This is a genomic window from uncultured Cellulomonas sp., assembly GCF_963527515.1.
GTDB lineage: Bacteria > Actinomycetota > Actinomycetes > Actinomycetales > Cellulomonadaceae > Cellulomonas.
In genome coordinates, this window is record NZ_CAURTV010000035.1 from 1 (window position 1) to 15,240 (window position 15,240).

Sequence of the window (15,240 nt, forward strand, 5' to 3'; positions counted from 1 at the left end):
GTGCTGGTCCGCTCGGTGCTGGCGGGGACGATCCCGACGAGCATGCCGCCGGGGCCGTTCCGCGCACCCGCGTTCGCCGCGGCGGTCGCCAGCCTGCCGGCCGACGGCCCCCGGTACACCTCGCTGGTGCCCACCCAGCTGGTGCGGCTCCTCGACGACGCCGCCGCCACGGCCGCGCTGACCTCGTTCGACGCCGTGCTGCTCGGCGGCGCGGCCACACCGCCCGACGTGCTCGCTCGCGCCCGCGCGGCAGGGGCCCGGATGGTCACCACGTACGGCATGACGGAGACGTGCGGCGGGTGCGTGTACGACGGGCGTCCGCTCGACGGTGTGTCCGTCGCCCTGGACGACGACGGCCGCATCCTGCTGGCCGGACCCGTGCTGGCCGACGGCTACCTGGGGCGTCCCGACCTCGACGCGCAGGCGTTCGTGCAGGTGGACGGCGTCCGCCTCCTGCGGACCACCGACCTCGGCGCGTGGACCGGCGACACCCTCACCGTGCTCGGCCGCGCCGACGACGTGCTGGTCACCGGCGGCGTCAAGGTGCCACCCGGTCCGGTCGAGGTCGTCGTCGCCGCGGTGCCCGGGGTCGGCGAGGTGTGCGTCGTCGGTGTGCCCGACCCCGAGTGGGGGCAGGTGCTGGTCGCGGTCCTTGCCGTGCGTGCCGGGTGGGCGGCACCGACTCTCGGCGAGGTCCGCGCGGCCGTCACCGACCGTCTCGGCGCCACGCACGCGCCCCGGCACCTCGTCCTGACCGATTCGCTCCCCGTGCGCGGGCCCGGCAAGATCGACCGTCGGGCCGCCACGCTGCTCGCCGTCCGCCAGCTCGAGAGGAACCTCACGTGACGACTGCCAGCGACTGGGTGCAGGGCGCTCGGCCGCGGACGCTCCCCGCCGCCGCGGCCCCCGTGCTCGTCGGCACCGGAGCGGCGGCCCAGCTGGGCGGAGCCCACCTCGGTCGGGCCGCGCTGGCGCTCGGCGTGGCGCTCGCGCTGCAGGTGGGCGTCAACTACGCCAACGACTACTCCGACGGGATCCGGGGCACCGACGTCGACCGCGTGGGACCGCTGCGGCTGACCGCGTCGGGCACCGCCAGCCCCGGGACCGTGAAGGCGGCGGCGTTCGCGGCGTTCGGCGTCGCCGGCCTCTTCGGGCTCGCGCTCGTGCTCCTGACCGGCCACTGGTGGCTGCTCGCGGTCGGCGCGGTCGCCGTGGCAGCCGCCTGGGGGTACACCGGCGGCAGGAACCCCTACGGATACCGCGGGCTCGGCGAGGTGGGCGTGTTCGTGTTCTTCGGCCTGGTCGCCGTGCTCGGCACCACCTTCACGCAGGCCGGCGAGCTCTCCTGGGCGTCCTGGGTGGGCGCCGTGTCCGTCGGGCTGCTGGCGTGCGCGCTGCTCATGGCCAACAACCTGCGCGACATCCCCACCGACGCCCTCGTCGGCAAGCGCACCCTGGCCGTCCGGCTGGGCGACCGCCTGGCCCGCCGGGTGTACGCGGGCCTCGTGGTCGTGCCGGTGCTGCTCGGCGGGATCGTCTGCGCGTTCGCGTCACCGTGGACCCTGATCGTGCTGGCGCTCCTGGCGCCGGCCGTCGTCCTGGCGGTCACCGTCCAGCTGGGCGCCCGCGGCCGCGCGCTGGTCCCCGTGCTCGCCGGCACCGGCCTGCTCGAGCTCGCGTTCGGCGTCCTGCTGGGCCTGGGCCTGGCGCTCTAGCTGTCGCGGACGGCGTCGTCGGCCGCGTCCTCGACGTCCGCGTCCTCCTGCGCCCGCCTGCCCAGCACCGTCCGGTCCCCCGCCGCCCGGCGCCTCTCCGCACGCTCGGCCAGCTGTCGCGCGGCGGCGTCTCGCGGGCCGCTGAGCAGCACGTACGACAGCCCCCACGCCAGGAACGCGGCCACCACGACCACGAGCCACCCCCGCAGCCCAGCCCACCACAGGACGGCCAGGCAGAGGCCGAGGAGCGCGAGACGCAGGACCGAGTAGACGACGAATGCCACGGTCCCAGGGTAGGCCGCCCGGACCAGCCCTCCTGCGCACGGGCGTCTAGTCTGACGAGGTGAGGAACCTTGCCGTCCTGCTGATCATCGGGCTGACCGTCTACTGCATCATCGACGTCGTCCGCAGCACGAACGACGAGCGGCTCGGGGTGCACCCCGCGCTCTGGGTCCTGCTGATCCTCGTCGTGCCGCTGCTCGGCTCGGCGGCCTGGCTCGCCGTGCGGTGGTCACGCCGGACCGCGGCCGGTGGACCCGGCCCGTCGCAGCGCCCCCGCCGCGCCACCGGGCCCGACGACGACCCGGACTTCCTGTCGGGCCTCGACGAGGACCGTCGGCGGACCGACCGCGGCGGCCCGGACGACGCGGGGCCGACGGCCTGAGCGGTCCGGTCAGACGCCCGAGTACGAGTGCTTCCCCGTGACCACGAGGTTGACGACCGTGAAGTTGGCGAGCACGACGCCGTACCCGACGAAGACGAAGTACGCCGCCCTGCGCCCGCTCCAGCCGCGCGTGGTCCGGGCGTGCAGGTAGGCCGCGTACACGACCCACGCCACGAAGGTGCCGACCTCCTTGGGGTCCCAGCCCCAGTACCGGCCCCAGGCGTCCTCGGCCCAGATGGCGCCGCCGATGAGGGTGAGCGTCCACAGGACGAACGCGACCGAGTTGAGCCGGAACGACAGCGCCTCGAGCTCGCGCGAGCCGGGCACCTGCTCGAGCCAGCCGAACCTCGGCCCGCCCACCGCGCGACGGACCCCGTCGCTGCGGCGCGGCGCGTCGGCGCCGACCGTGACCGCGGGGGCGTCGACGGGGGCGCCCTGCTCCTCGCGGAGGCTGCGCAGGACCTGGAGCACGGACGCGGCGAACGCGACCGTGAAGATGCCCGTCGCCGTGATGGCCACACCGACGTGCAGGACCAGCCAGTAGCTCTGCAGGGCCGGCTGCACCTGGTCGGCCTGGACGAAGAACGCGTTGAGGGCCAGGACGAGGGCGAGCACGGCGATCCCCATGACCAGCACGCCCACGAACGCGATGACCCGTCGGCGCTGCACGACCGTGAGCACCGCGACGGCCACCAGCACGCCGACGATGGTGAACTCGTACATGTTGGCCGTCGGCCAGCGCCCGGCGGCGATGCCGCGCGTGACGATCCCCGCGAAGAGCAGGACGAGGCCGAGCAGGGTCGTCGACCGGGCGATGCCCTCGGCGCGGGGCGACCGGCCGGGTGCGCTCTGCTCCTCGGACCCGGCGACCGCGGTGGCGGGTCGGGACCCGGCGGCGCGCGCCCCCGCGGCCACGGGCACGCGCTTCTGCGCACGGTCGGCGATGCGCGCGAGGTCCGCGCTGTAGGCGACGAGCGCGATGGTGAACGCGGTCGCGGCGCCCCAGACGAGCAGGGTGCTCAGGTCACCGGTGGTCATGGCGTGGCCTCTCGGGAGGTCGGGCCGCGGGGCGCGGCCGGTGGTGTGTCACGGGTGCCGGCGAGGGTCGTCGCGAGCACCCGGTCGAGCTCGGGCTGGAGGCCGACGTCGTCGCCGCGGGCCAGCCCGGCCGCGCTGACCACTGTACGGCCGTCGCCCTCGGGAGCACCCGGCGTGAACCGGAGCCAGAGGCGCCGCCGCGGGGCGAACAGCGAAGTGGCGAGCCCGGCGAACGCCAGGAGCGCGAAGACGAGCACGAACGGCAGCGCCGGGTCGTGCCGCAGGTCGAGGGCGACGTACCGCGGCAGCCCGTCGAACGTCAGGGTGCCGAGCCCGTCGGGCAGGTCCACGGTCTGGCCGGGACGGACGTAGAGCGTCACCGTGGTGCCGTCGTCGTCGACCGCCTGCGTCATCCGGGACTCGTCCAGCTGGTACACGTTCTGCGGCACGCCGGTGTCGAGCCCGAGGTTGCCGGACCAGACGGAGAGCACGAGCAGGGGGTCGGTCGGCTGGGGGTCGATCGACCGGTAGAGGTCCTCGCCGACCTCCTGCGCGGTGGGCAGCAGGTAGCCGACGATGCCGATCTGCTCCTGGTCGCCGGACACCCCGGGCACCTTGACCACGCCGCGCGAGGTGTAGACGTTGTCCTGCGGCAGGAACGGTGTGGGACCGGAGAACGCGACCTCGCCCGCGGCGTCGCGCACGGTGAGGTCGGGCGCGTACCCGTTGCCCTGCAGGTAGACCTTCGCCCCGCCGGCCTCGAGCGGCTGGTTGACCTTGATGGTGGTCGCGACGGGCTCCTCGCCGGGGTCGGTCAGGGTGACGCGCGCGGTGAAGTCGCGGGACTGCAGGGTCTGCGGGTCGAACCGCGACTCGAACTCGTCGAGCCGGAGCGTGAACGGGACCAGGCTGGCCGGCGAGAACGCGGACCCCTGCTCGAACGTGTCGTAGGCCACCTGGGCGTTCGCGAACCCGCGGCCCTGCACGACGATCGCCTGCCCGCGGTAGTGCAGCAGCTGCCCGGTGGCCACCGAGACGAGCAGGCCGACCAGCGCGAGGTGGAACACCAGGTTGCCGGTCTCGCGCAGGTACCCGCGCTCCGCGGAGACGGAGACGACCCCCTGGCCCTCGTCACGGGTGTCCACCCGGTAGGTCGGCACGAACGGGAGCCAGCGCCACCCGCCGCGCAGCACGGTCATGGCCTCCGACGCGGCCTGTGCCGGGTCCGCGGACGTGGAGCCGGAGCCCTGCGCGGGGAACCGCGTGAACCGGCGGGGTGCGCGCGGGGGCCGGCCGCGGACGCCCGCCAGGTGCACCCGGGTGCGCGGCAGGATGCAGCCGACCAGGGAGACGAACAGCAGGAGGTAGATCGCCGAGAACCAGACCGACGAGTAGACGTCGAAGAGCCCGAGCCGGTCGAGCCACGGACCGGTGGTCGGGTGGTCGGCGAGGTACGTCGCGACCTTGGCGGTGTCCTGCGCGCGCTGCGGCCAGACCGTGCCGGGCACGGCCGCGACGGCCAGGAGCATGAGCAGGAGGAGCGCCACCCGCATGCTGGTGAGCTGCCGCCAGGCCCAGCGGAGCCAGCCGGCGACACCGAGCGTGGGCAGCGTCGGCGAGGTGGTCGGAGCCTCCGTCGGCTCCAGGAACACGTCGGAGAGGCCCTCGGGGCGGTGCGTCGTCACGTCACACCACCGGCACGAACGGGTCGCCGCCGACGAGCACGCCCTGCAGCCAGGACGCCCAGGTGCCCCAGACGCCCGTGACCAGCGCGATCCCGAGGACCACGAGCATCGCTCCGCCGAAGCGCATGATCGCGAGGCGGTGTCGGCGCAGGAAGCCCAGGGCGCCCGTGCTGCGGTCCACGAACAGGGCGACCAGCAGGAACGGCAGCCCGAGGCCGAGGCAGAACGCCACGGCCAGGAGCGCACCGCGGCCGGCCGAGCCGCCGTCGAGCGAGAGCGTGAGGATCGCCGCGAGGGTCGGTCCGATGCACGGCACCCAGCCGAGACCGAACGTCACGCCCAGGAGCGGTGCGCCCCAGAGACCCGCGCGCGGCGCCAGGTGGACGCGCTTCTCGTTCTGCAGGAACGGGATGAGCCCGAGGAACCCGAGGCCGAGCACGATGACGACGACGCCCAGCACGCGGGTGATCGGGTCCTGGTACTCGACGAGCACGCCGCCGAGCGAGCCCGCGAGAGCGGCCAGCGCGACGAACACGGCGGTGAACCCGGCGACGAACAGCGCGACCCCGAGCACCACCCGGCTGCGTGCCGGGGCGGCCCGGACGAGCGTCGTCCCCTCGGCGGAGCCGAGCCGGTCGGCCGCGGACCCGGTCATCCCGCCGAGATAGCCGACGTAGGCGGGGACCAGCGGGAGCACGCACGGCGACGCGAAGGAGACGAGCCCGGCGACCAGCGCCACCGGGACGGCCAGCAGGAGCGAGCCGGTGGCGACGGTCTGGCCGAACGCGTCGCCGGCGTCGGCGAGCATCACGGCGCGGGCTGCTCGGCGAGCAGCGCGTCGACCATCGAGCGCAGCGTCGACGGGTCCGCCAGGCCGAGGATGCGACCGGCGACCTTGCCGGACCGGTCGAGCACGACGGTCGTCGGCACGGCGTTCACCGGCACCGTCCCCTGCAGGGCCGCGATCGCCGAGCCGTCCGTGTCCGCGAGGCTCGGGTAGGGCACCTCGAACTGCCGCTCGAACGCCTGCGCGGTGCCGGCGTCGTCCGTCCGGTTGATGCCGAGCAGGTGCAGGCCGTCGTCGGCGTAGTCGGTGGCCAGCGCCGCGAGGTCGGGCGCCTCCGCGCGGCACGGCGGGCAGTTGGCGTACCAGGTGTTGAGCACGACGACGTCGCCGCGCCAGTCGGCGACGTCCTGCGCGGTGCCCGCGAAGTCGGTACCGGCCAGCTCCAGGGGTCCGGAGCGCTCGTCCGCGGCCCACGTCGTCGTGCTGCCGTCACCGGACTGGTAGCCCTGGTCGGCCACGTCCTCGGGAGTCCCCGGGTCCGCGGAGCCACCGGTGGTGCACCCCGCCAGCAGCAGGGCCGTCGCGACGAGTGCCAGCGCGCGTCGGCGCACGTCAGGCCCCCGCGACCATCGACGCGCCCGGCAGGAGGACGGCGGCCGGCTCGCGGTAGCCGACGCCGACCAGCATGTCGCCCTCGTACCGCAGGGTGGTCAGGGACGCGACCGAGCACTGCCGGCGCCGGGGGTCGTGCCACAGGTGCCGGCCCTCGAGCGCCAGCCGCGTGACCCACACGGGCAGCTGGTGGCTGACCAGCACGGCCTCGTGGCCGCGGGCGAGGTCGCGCGCGGTGTCCACGGCGGCCAGCACGCGCTCGACCTGCTCGCGGTACGGCTCGCCCCAGGAGGGCCGGAACGGGTTGCGCAGGTACGGCCAGTGCTCGGGGTGCCGCAGCGAGCCGTCCCCGACGCCGAAGGTCTTGCCCTCGAAGTGGTTGCCGGCCTCGATGATCCGCTCGTCGGTCCCGATCTCGACGCCGAACGCCGCGGCGATCGGGCCGGCCGTCTCCTGCGCCCGCTGCAGCGGCGAGGCGATGACAGCGACGACGTCGCGCCGCGTGCCGCCCGCCGCCCCCGACAGGTGCTCGGCGACCATGTCCGCCATGGCCAGGCCACGCTCGGACAGCCGGTAGCCGGGCAGCCGCCCGTAGAGCACGCCCTCGGGGTTGTGGACCTCGCCGTGGCGCATCAGGTGGATCGTGGTCGCGACCATGGGGTCAGTCTCGCAAACACTCCTGTGCGCAGCGGACACGGGACCGCGTCACTCGACGTGACACGCGCCACCCGTGAGGTGCAGCCGGACCGTCTCCATCGCGGCGCCCAGCGCGGCGAACTGCTCCGGGCTGAGCACGTCGACCAGGTGGTCCCGCACGGACTGCACGTGGCTCGGGGCCGCCTCGACCAGGACCTGCCAGCCCTTCTCGGTCATGGAGCAGTTCACGCCGCGCGCGTCCTCGATGCAGGGCAGCCGCTCGACGAGCCCCTGCTCCTCCATGCGCCGGATGGTGTGCGTCAGCCGGCTGCGGGAGTGCGCGAGGTTGTCGGCCAGCTGCGCCATCCGCAGGGTCCGGTCGGGCGCCTCGGACAGTCGCACCAGCACCTCGTACTCGTGCGTGGACAGCCCGGTGTCGCGCTCCAGCTCGTGCTCCAGCGCCGCGAACAGCCGCGCCGAGCCGCCACGGAACGCGCGCCAGTGGGTCTGCTGCTCGGCAGTCAGCCACTCGACGGTGCGCGAGGTGGCGGGTGTGTCCGTGCTCACGGCGGAGCCTCCGTTCCTGGGCAAGGGGTTGCGCCCTTCGCCGTAGTGTAGTACAACTTTGAACTAACAGTTTGGTTGACCGTTCAACAACCGCGCCGTTCCACAACCACGGAGGACACCCCGCATGAGCACCACGACCGCCATCCCCACCGGCCTGACCACCGGCACCTGGACCGTCGACGCCTCGCACACCGAGGCCGCGTTCACCGTCCGCCACGCCGGCATCTCGAAGGTCCGCGGCACCGTCGCGGTCACCGAGGGCACGGTCGTCGTCGGCGAGGACCTGTCGAGCACGTCGGTCTCCGTGACGCTGGACCCCGCCACCGTCACGACGGGCGACGCCAACCGCGACGGCCACCTGAAGAGCGGCGACTTCTTCGACGTGGAGAAGTTCGGCCAGTGGACGTTCGTCTCCACCGAGGTCCGCGAGGCCGGCAAGACCTACGTCATCGTCGGCGACCTGACCATCCACGGCGTCACGCAGCGCGTCGAGCTCGACACCGAGTTCAACGGCACCGCGGTGGACCCGTTCGGCAACACCCGCGCCGGGTTCGAGGCCACCGTGACGATCTCCCGCAAGGACTTCGACCTGACGTGGAACGCGGCTCTCGAGGCCGGCGGCGTCCTGGTCTCCGACAAGGTCGTCATCGCGCTCGACGTCTCCATCATCAAGGGCTGACGCAGCACGCTCCTGACGAACGGCCGGGTCCAGGACGGGCCCGGCCGTTCGTGCGCTCACGCGCCGGTCCCGGCGCGTCGGCGGTCGTGGAAGGCGAGGATCTGCAGCTCCGAGGCGACGTCCACCGCCCGCAGGTCCACGTGCGCGGGCACGCGCAGGGCGCGGGGCGCGAAGGTGAGGATGCCGACCACCCCCGCCGCGACGAGCGCGTCGCAGACGTCCTGGGCGGCGCTCGCCGGTGTCGCGATGATGCCCATGGTGGCGTCGGTCGCGGCCACCACCTGCGCGAGCGACTCCGCAGGCTGCACCACCAGGCCGCCCACGGCGGTCCCCACCACGGCGGGGTCCGCGTCGAGGAGGCCGACCACCGCGAACCCGCGCTCCGCGAACACCGAGTAGCTGGCCAGCGCGTGCCCGAGGTTGCCGATGCCGACGATGACGACGCGCCGCTGCGTGGTCAGTCCCAGCACCACGGCGATCTGCTCGGAGAGGTGCACGACGTCGTAGCCGACGCCCCGCCGACCGTACGAGCCGAGGTAGGACAGGTCCTTGCGCAGCTGCGCCGGGCTCACCCCCGCACCGGCGGCCAGCTCCTCGGACGACGTGGTGACCACGGCGTCCGCGGTCAGGGCGTGCAGCGCCTGCAGGTAGCCGGGCAGCCGCGCCACCGTGGCCAGCGGCACGTCGCGCGTCCGGGAGCGACCGGTCGCACCGGGCTCCACCGCCCTGCCGTGCGTCCGGGATCCCGCCCGCTGCGCGTCCACCTCGACCCCCGAGACACCGTCGGACCCGGTCACCGGGCCCCGCAGGTCAGGCTAGGGGTCGAGGACCGGCGGGGGTAAGAGCTCGGCGCAGACGCGCGGCATCGATCCGCCAGTACCCCTGCCGGACACCGTCCACCTCGACCACCGGGACCAGCTCCCCGAGCTCGTCGACCAGGTCTGTGCCAGGGACGGAGCCCGTGTCGATGTCCACCTCCGACCAGTCGGCGCCCGTCTCGGCGCACACCGCGCGCACCACCTCGCGCGCCTCGTCGCACAGGTGGCAGCCGTCCCTGCCGAAGAGGACCACCCGGGTGTTCGTCGTCATGACACCAGGCTCTCACCGAGCGGACACCGGGTGGCACGCGCTCGCGGACCGCTGCTGCCCGCGAGCGTCGTTACAGTGACCGGGTGCGTCAGGCGTCCGGCAACCCCATCGCCCCCGCTCCCGTGCTGCGGGACCCCGGGGCCGGTCCGGACGGTCCGGGCACCGGCGCGTTCTTCGACGTCGACAACACGATCATCCGCGGGGCCAGTGCGTTCCACCTGGCGGTGGGCCTGTACCGGCGGGGGTTCTTCCGCAAGCGGGACCTGGTCGAGTTCAGCCTGCACCAGTTCCGGTACCTCACGTTCGGCGAGAACAAGGACCAGATCGACGAGGTCCGCAGCCGCGCGCTGTCGATCATGACGGGGCACTCCGTGGCGGAGGTGACCGCGATCGCGGAGGACATCTACGACGAGGTGCTCTGCCTGCGCATCTACCCCGGCACGCAGCGGCTGCTCGACCAGCACATCGCGGCCGGCCACTCCGTGTGGCTGGTGACGGCGACGCCCGTGGAGATCGGTTCCCTGATCGCGCGGCGCCTCGGCGCCACGGGGGCGCTCGGCACGATCGCCGAGCACAAGGACGGGTTCTACACGGGTCGCCTGGTCGGCGACATGCTGCACGGCCAGGCCAAGGCCGACGCGGTCCGCGCGCTGGCCGAGCGCGAGGGCATCGACCTGTCGGCGTCGTACGCCTACGGCGACTCGACCAACGACGTCGCCATCCTGTCGGAGGTCGGCTTCCCCTGCGCCATCAACCCCGACCGGCGCCTGCGCCGTTACGCCGCGGAGGTGGGCTGGCCGGTGCGCGAGTTCCGCAACCGTCGCCGCAACGCGCGCCGCGGCACCACGGTGGCCAGCCTGGCGGGCCTCGCGTGGGCCGGCGGGCTGGTCACGCGTGCGGCGGTGCGCTCCTGGCGCGGCACCCACGACGGAGAGGACCTCCTGTGAACACCCTGGCGTCGACGGTCCGGACCGCCGTCCGGGCGGACCTGGCACAGCTGGCGGAGCTGGCCGCGCTGACGTTCCCCCTGGCCTGCCCGCCCGGGTCCACCGCCGAGGACCAGCGGGCGTTCATCGGGTCGGTGCTCTCCGTGGAACGGTTCGAGGAGTACCTGGCCGACCCCGACCGGGTGGTGCTGGTCGCGGGTGACGCCGGGGAGCCGAGCGACCTGGTCGGGTACACCATGCTCGTCGCCGGTGAGCCCACCGACGACGACGTCCAGGCGGCACTGCACCTGCGGCCGACCATCGAGCTGTCCAAGTGCTACGTGCACCCCGACCACCACGGTGCCGGCGTCGCGCACGCCCTGATGACCGCCTCGCTGGAGGCCGCGCGGGAGCGCGGCGCGCAGGGGATGTGGCTCGGCGTCAACCAGCAGAACGCGCGCGCGCAGGCGTTCTACGTGCGGTCGGGCTTCGCCATCGTCGGCACCAAGCACTTCACGGTCGGCGGACGGGTCGAGGACGACTACGTGCTGGAGCGCCCCCTCTAGGGAGCGGTCGTCGCGACCGGCCAGCCCTCGTCGTCCCAGTCGAGCTCCCGGATCTCGAGCCGGAAGTCGCCCCCGGCGGCCGCGTCGTAGTAGTGGAACGCGAGGTACCCGCGGGAGACCGACTGCCCACCGGGGCCGACCATGTCGCCGATCGTCGTGAGCAGCTGCTCGCCGCCGTCGAGGGTCATCTCGGTGCCGGAGCGGTCGACGTACGGCCCGGTGACCTCCGCCGAGCGCCCGACCGCCATGTTGTACGTGGAGTCGGTGCCCTGGCAGCAGGAGTCCCGCGAGACGAACAGGTAGTACCAGTCGTCGTGCCGCACCAGGTAGGGCGCCTCGATCGCGTTGGGCGGCGAGGTGCGGCTGGCGATCGTCACCGGCTCCGCTCCGGAGGCGGGCTTGCCGGACGGCCACGACAGCTCGACCAGCTGGATCCCGCCCCAGAACGAGCCGAACGCCATCCACGGCGTCCCGCCGGCGTCCTCGACCACGCCGGGGTCGATCGCGTTGTAGTCCGTCTCCCCCGGCACCGACCGCAGCACCTCGCCCTGGTCCACCCAGGCGTAGTCGGGGTCGTCCGGGTCGAGCGTCGTGTTCGTGGTCAGCCCGATCGCCGAGGCGTTCGAGCCGAACGTGGACGCCGAGTAGTACAGGTAGAACGTGCCGTCGTGCTCGATGACCTCGGGCGCCCAGAAGTTGGACACGCCCGGCACCGCCTCGTAGGCCCACTCCGGCCGGGTGGACGCGTCCCACACCGTGCCGACGAGCTCCCACGTGCGGCCCTCGTCGGTGGACCGGCGGATCTGCGGCGCGCCCAGGCCCTCGCGGACGTCGCCGGTGGAGAACACGTACCAGGGCTCCCCCTCGGCGCCCGCGACGAGCGCCGGGTCGTGCGTGCGGAGGTCCCCGCTCAGGGACAGCGCCGTCGCGGCGGGTGCGTCCGGCCGCGCCCAGACCGCGGCCGCACCGGCCCCGCCGACCAGCGCGACGGTGACCAGGGCGACCACGGTCCGGCGCACGGTGTCAGGCCCCCAGTCGGACGACGTTCCAGGACACCGGCGGCACCTCGATCGTGAGCCGCCCGTCCCGCACCGCGGCGGTCGGGTTGGCCCGCGGAGCCACGGAGGTGTCGTCGTCGGCCGTGGCGGACCACGTGTGGTCGGGGTTGGAGAGGGTGCTCGCCTCGACGACCCGCAGGCCCGGCAGAGCGCGGGCGTCGACCTCGAGCGTGACGGTCTCGGTGAGCGAGCGGTTGACCGCGAACAGGGCCACCGCGCCGGTCTCGGGGTCCCGCGTGGCGACGGCGTCGACCAGGGCCGCGTCGCCGTACTTGGCCGTCTCGTACGTCGGCGCCTCGACGGCCACCTGGAGCACGTCACCCACCGCGTACCGGGAGGCCTGCGCGAACGGGTGGAAGATCGTCTGCTTCCAGGACCGGCCGCCGGGCTCGGTCATGATCGGCGCGATCACGTTGACCAGCTGTGCCAGCGAGGCCGAGTGCACGCGGTCGGTGTGCCGCAGCAGGGAGATGAGCAGGTTCCCGACGACGACGGCGTCGGCCACGTTGTACTTGTCCTCGAGCAGCACGGGAGCCACGGGCCAGTCGTGCCCGGTCGGCGGCTTCGACTCGGCGCGGTGCTGGTACCAGACGTTCCACTCGTCGAACGAGATGTGGATCCGCTTGTCCAGCTTCTTGTGGGCGCGCACGGCATCCGCGGTCGCGCTCACGGACTCCACGAAGTGGTCCATGTCCACGGCCGACGCCAGGAACGAGCCGAGGTCGCCGTCCTCCTCCCAGTAGTACGCGTGGGCGGAGATGAGGTCCACCTGCTCGTAGGCCTCGGTGAGCACGATCCGCTCCCACTCGCCGAACGTGGGGATGGCGACGCCGGACGAGCCGCACGCGACGAGCTCGAGGTCCGGGTCGACCATGCGCATCGCGCGGCCGGTCTCGGCGGCCAGGCGCCCGTACTCGTAGGCCGTCTTGTGGCCGATCTGCCACGGGCCGTCCATCTCGTTGCCCAGGCACCACATGCGCACGTCGTACGGGTCCTGCGCGCCGTTGGCCCGGCGCTGGTCGGAGAGCTTGGTGCCGCCGCGGACGTTGCAGTACTCGAGCAGGTCGAGCGCCTCCTGGACCCCGCGGGTGCCCAGGTTCACGGCCATCATCGGCTCGACCTCGGCGAGCGTCGCCCAGCGCATGAACTCGTCGACGCCGACCGTGTTCGGGTCGGTGGAGTGCCACGCGAGGTCCAGCCGGGCAGGGCGCTGGTCCAGGGGTCCGACGCCGTCCTCCCACCGGTACCCCGAGACGAAGTTGCCGCCGGGGTAGCGCACGGTGCTCACGCCCAGCTCGCGGGTGAGCTCGATGACGTCCTTGCGGAACCCGTCGGCGTCGGCCGTCGGGTGCGCGGGGTCGTGGATGCCGGTGTAGACGCAGCGGCCCAGGTGCTCGACGAACGAGCCGAACGTGCGCCGGCGCACGGGACCGACCCGGAACGCGGGGTCGAGGGTGAGTCGGACGGGGATCATGGCGTCTCCTGGTTCGGTCGTCGGGCCGGCAGCAGCGCTCGGCCGGGCCGCGGGGCGGGCGCCTGCACTGGGCCCGTCCGGCGTTTCTACATCGTTGTAGACGCATCATGCACGGCGCGTCGAATCGCGTCAACCGGCCGTTATCAACTCGTGGCTTGACCGGGCGGCGCTTCTCGTGTCATGTTCTACATCGTTGTAGATCAACGTTGTAGATGCGACGTCGGTCGAACGGAATGAGGTCAACGACGACCCGGACGGACCACGTGGACGTGGTCCCGACGTCAGATGACCTCGCACATCCACGGGATATGGGAGGCAGGACGATGAAGAGGAACAGGCTCATCGCAGGCGCCATGTGCGCCGCGGTCGCCGGCTCGCTCACGCTCACCGCGTGCAGCGACGGCGACAGCGACGGCGCGAGCGGCGGCGACAAGCAGATCACGTTCATGTTCCGCGGCGGCGCGGACGAGAAGACGGCCTACGAGGCCGCCATCAAGAAGTACACCGCGGACACCGGCGTCAAGGTCAAGATGATCGTGACCGACGCCGACCAGTACGCCACCAAGCTCCAGGCGGCCGTCGCCGGCAACAACGTGCCCGACGTGTTCTACATCGAGCAGGCCACGCTGCAGTCCTACGTCAGCTCGGGCGTCCTCATGGACATCACCGAGCAGGTGGACGCCAGCGGCATCGACCTGGACAACCTCTGGCCCTACGGCGTCGACTCCTACCGGTTCGACGGCACGCTGCAGGGCACGCCCGACGGCAAGCTCTACGGGCTGCCCAAGGACGTCGGCCCGTTCTCCTTCGGCTACAACAAGACCATGCTCGAGGCGGCCGGCATCGCGCTGCCCGACAAGGACGTCCCGCTCACGTGGGACCAGTTCGTGGACATCAGCAAGCAGCTGACCGTCGACACCGACGGCGACGGCGCCGTCGACCAGTGGGGCACCGGGCTCAACGTCCAGTGGAACCTGCAGTCGCTGGTGTGGAGCAACGGCGGCGACTGGACCAACGCGGACCGCACCGAGGTCACCGTCGACACCCCCGAGTTCGCCGAGGCGCTCCAGCGGTTCGCGGACCTGACCAACGTGGACAAGGTCACCCCCTCGGCCTCCGACGCCGCCACGCTGGACACCTACCAGCGCTGGATGGCCGGCGAGATCGGCTTCTTCCCGGTCGGCCCGTGGGACGTCAGCACGTACAACAAGCTCGACTTCGAGTACGAGCTGATCCCCTGGCCCGCCGGCGAGACCGGTGAGTCCGCCACCTGGATCGGGTCGCTGGGCATCGGCGTCTCCAACACGACAAAGCTGCCCGACGACGCCGTCAAGCTGGTGACCTACCTGTCGGCCGACCCGACCGCGCAGCAGACGCTCGTCGACGCCGGGGTGCAGATCCCGAACCTCATCGACGTGGCCGACACCTGGGCGGCCGACACGGCCGCCGAGCCCGCCAACCGCCAGGAGTTCCTGGACATCGTGCAGGACTACGGCCGGGCCATGCCGGCGGCCTTCACGTACGGCGCCGAGTGGTACGACGAGCTCTGGACCAACATCCAGCCCGTGCTCGACGGCGAGAAGACGGCCGCCGACTACCTGGCGGAGGAGCAGCCCAAGATGCAGCAGCTCCTCGACGAGGCCAACGCCAACGCCGAGCAGGCAGCGGCAGGCAAGTAGCACCACCTCCCTCCCGTCCCCGCCGCCCGGGCACGCCCCCGGGCGGCGGGGACCCCTGGAAAGGC

Annotated in this window: 18 protein-coding genes; 7 read left to right on the top strand and 11 right to left on the bottom strand. The window is 73.0% G+C overall.

Going from position 1 to position 15,240, the window contains the following annotated elements; translation table 11 throughout:
• Window positions 1-846, top strand: an 846-nt coding sequence (locus tag RYN42_RS10355) for an AMP-binding enzyme (protein WP_315095808.1), incomplete at its 5' end; no start/stop codon positions are given.
• Window positions 843-1,715, top strand: a complete 873-nt coding sequence (locus RYN42_RS10360; protein ID WP_315095810.1) for a 1,4-dihydroxy-2-naphthoate polyprenyltransferase — start codon at window positions 843-845, stop codon at window positions 1,713-1,715. The genes RYN42_RS10355 and RYN42_RS10360, both read left to right, overlap by 4 nt.
• On the opposite strand, the gene RYN42_RS10365 is transcribed toward RYN42_RS10360, so the two are convergent.
• A complete protein-coding gene (locus tag RYN42_RS10365) occupies window positions 1,712-1,999 on the bottom strand; it encodes a DUF4229 domain-containing protein (RefSeq protein ID WP_315095812.1) in 288 nt (95 codons plus the stop codon). The genes RYN42_RS10360 and RYN42_RS10365 overlap by 4 nt on opposite strands.
• A gap of 59 nt (window positions 2,000-2,058) precedes the next feature.
• Here RYN42_RS10365 and RYN42_RS10370 point away from each other — a divergent pair, with 59 nt between their 5' ends.
• The gene (locus RYN42_RS10370; protein WP_315095814.1) at window positions 2,059-2,379 is read left to right on the top strand and encodes a PLDc N-terminal domain-containing protein; all 321 of its coding nucleotides are present in this window, start codon (window positions 2,059-2,061) and stop codon (window positions 2,377-2,379) included.
• A gap of 9 nt (window positions 2,380-2,388) precedes the next feature.
• Here the strand turns inward: RYN42_RS10370 and ccsB are convergent, their stop codons facing one another.
• Genes ccsB through RYN42_RS10400 form a run of 6 tightly spaced genes read right to left on the bottom strand, consistent with a single transcriptional unit; the run spans window position 2,389 to window position 7,704 of the window.
• Window positions 2,389-3,417, bottom strand: coding sequence for a c-type cytochrome biogenesis protein CcsB (gene ccsB, locus RYN42_RS10375; RefSeq protein ID WP_315095816.1), 1,029 nt, complete (start codon window positions 3,415-3,417; stop codon window positions 2,389-2,391).
• Window positions 3,414-5,102 (bottom strand): cytochrome c biogenesis protein ResB, encoded by a 1,689-nt coding sequence (locus RYN42_RS10380; protein ID WP_315095817.1) that lies wholly within the window; start codon window positions 5,100-5,102, stop codon window positions 3,414-3,416. Before RYN42_RS10380 ends, ccsB begins: the two co-directional genes overlap by 4 nt.
• A gap of 1 nt (window position 5,103) precedes the next feature.
• On the bottom strand, window positions 5,104-5,910 hold the full coding sequence (locus tag RYN42_RS10385; protein WP_315095863.1) for a cytochrome c biogenesis protein CcdA: 807 nt from the start codon (window positions 5,908-5,910) through the stop codon (window positions 5,104-5,106).
• Complete coding sequence (locus tag RYN42_RS10390) at window positions 5,910-6,500, bottom strand: TlpA disulfide reductase family protein (RefSeq protein WP_315095819.1); 591 nt, start codon at window positions 6,498-6,500, stop codon at window positions 5,910-5,912. The genes RYN42_RS10385 and RYN42_RS10390 overlap by 1 nt, the downstream gene beginning before the upstream one ends.
• A 1-nt stretch (window position 6,501) precedes the next feature.
• Entirely contained in the window at window positions 6,502-7,158 is a 657-nt protein-coding gene (locus RYN42_RS10395) for a histidine phosphatase family protein (protein ID WP_315095821.1), read from the bottom strand.
• Window positions 7,159-7,206: 48 nt separating this feature from the next.
• Window positions 7,207-7,704: a MarR family transcriptional regulator gene (locus RYN42_RS10400; protein WP_315095823.1), complete on the bottom strand. Its 498-nt coding sequence runs from the start codon at window positions 7,702-7,704 to the stop codon at window positions 7,207-7,209.
• Between the two features lie 124 nt (window positions 7,705-7,828).
• On the opposite strand from RYN42_RS10400, the gene RYN42_RS10405 reads away from it, so the two are divergent.
• A complete protein-coding gene (locus RYN42_RS10405) occupies window positions 7,829-8,383 on the top strand; it encodes a YceI family protein (protein ID WP_315095825.1) in 555 nt (184 codons plus the stop codon).
• A 56-nt stretch (window positions 8,384-8,439) separates the two neighbouring features.
• Here the strand turns inward: RYN42_RS10405 and RYN42_RS10410 are convergent, their stop codons facing one another.
• Together RYN42_RS10410 and RYN42_RS10415 are read right to left on the bottom strand one after the other, a co-directional pair.
• Window positions 8,440-9,180, bottom strand: a complete 741-nt coding sequence (locus RYN42_RS10410; RefSeq protein WP_399552458.1) for a redox-sensing transcriptional repressor Rex — start codon at window positions 9,178-9,180, stop codon at window positions 8,440-8,442.
• Between the two features lie 13 nt (window positions 9,181-9,193).
• Window positions 9,194-9,472 carry a glutaredoxin family protein gene (locus RYN42_RS10415; protein ID WP_315095827.1) on the bottom strand — a complete coding sequence of 93 codons (279 nt, stop codon included), beginning with the start codon at window positions 9,470-9,472 and terminating at the stop codon, window positions 9,194-9,196.
• Window positions 9,473-9,579: 107 nt separating this feature from the next.
• Here RYN42_RS10415 and RYN42_RS10420 point away from each other — a divergent pair, with 107 nt between their 5' ends.
• Together RYN42_RS10420 and RYN42_RS10425 are read left to right on the top strand one after the other, a co-directional pair.
• Entirely contained in the window at window positions 9,580-10,419 is an 840-nt protein-coding gene (locus RYN42_RS10420) for an HAD-IB family hydrolase (protein ID WP_315095865.1), read from the top strand.
• Window positions 10,420-10,424: 5 nt separating this feature from the next.
• The gene (locus tag RYN42_RS10425; protein WP_315095867.1) at window positions 10,425-10,964 is read left to right on the top strand and encodes a GNAT family N-acetyltransferase; all 540 of its coding nucleotides are present in this window, start codon (window positions 10,425-10,427) and stop codon (window positions 10,962-10,964) included.
• On the opposite strand, the gene RYN42_RS10430 is transcribed toward RYN42_RS10425, so the two are convergent.
• Window positions 10,961-11,983, bottom strand: a complete 1,023-nt coding sequence (locus RYN42_RS10430) for an arabinan endo-1,5-alpha-L-arabinosidase (protein ID WP_315095829.1) — start codon at window positions 11,981-11,983, stop codon at window positions 10,961-10,963. The genes RYN42_RS10425 and RYN42_RS10430 overlap by 4 nt on opposite strands.
• Window positions 11,984-11,987: 4 nt before the next feature.
• Window positions 11,988-13,496, bottom strand: a complete 1,509-nt coding sequence (locus RYN42_RS10435; protein WP_315095830.1) for an alpha-N-arabinofuranosidase — start codon at window positions 13,494-13,496, stop codon at window positions 11,988-11,990.
• Window positions 13,497-13,819: 323 nt separating this feature from the next.
• On the opposite strand from RYN42_RS10435, the gene RYN42_RS10440 reads away from it, so the two are divergent.
• Window positions 13,820-15,175 (top strand): sugar ABC transporter substrate-binding protein, encoded by a 1,356-nt coding sequence (locus RYN42_RS10440; protein ID WP_315095831.1) that lies wholly within the window; start codon window positions 13,820-13,822, stop codon window positions 15,173-15,175.
• Window positions 15,176-15,240 lie beyond the last annotated feature (65 nt).

Bases quoted from the DNA above. Each gene is read 5' to 3' on its own strand.
- ccsB (WP_315095816.1), bottom strand. From the start codon at position 3,417: ATGACCACCGGTGACCTGAGCACCCTGCTCGTCTGGGGCGCCGCGACC.
- RYN42_RS10385 (WP_315095863.1), bottom strand. From the start codon at position 5,910: ATGCTCGCCGACGCCGGCGACGCGTTCGGCCAGACCGTCGCCACCGGC.
- RYN42_RS10395 (WP_315095821.1), bottom strand. From the start codon at position 7,158: ATGGTCGCGACCACGATCCACCTGATGCGCCACGGCGAGGTCCACAAC.
- RYN42_RS10405 (WP_315095825.1), top strand. From the start codon at position 7,829: ATGAGCACCACGACCGCCATCCCCACCGGCCTGACCACCGGCACCTGG.
- RYN42_RS10415 (WP_315095827.1), bottom strand. From the start codon at position 9,472: ATGACGACGAACACCCGGGTGGTCCTCTTCGGCAGGGACGGCTGCCAC.
- RYN42_RS10435 (WP_315095830.1), bottom strand. From the start codon at position 13,496: ATGATCCCCGTCCGACTCACCCTCGACCCCGCGTTCCGGGTCGGTCCC.
- RYN42_RS10440 (WP_315095831.1), top strand. From the start codon at position 13,820: ATGAAGAGGAACAGGCTCATCGCAGGCGCCATGTGCGCCGCGGTCGCC.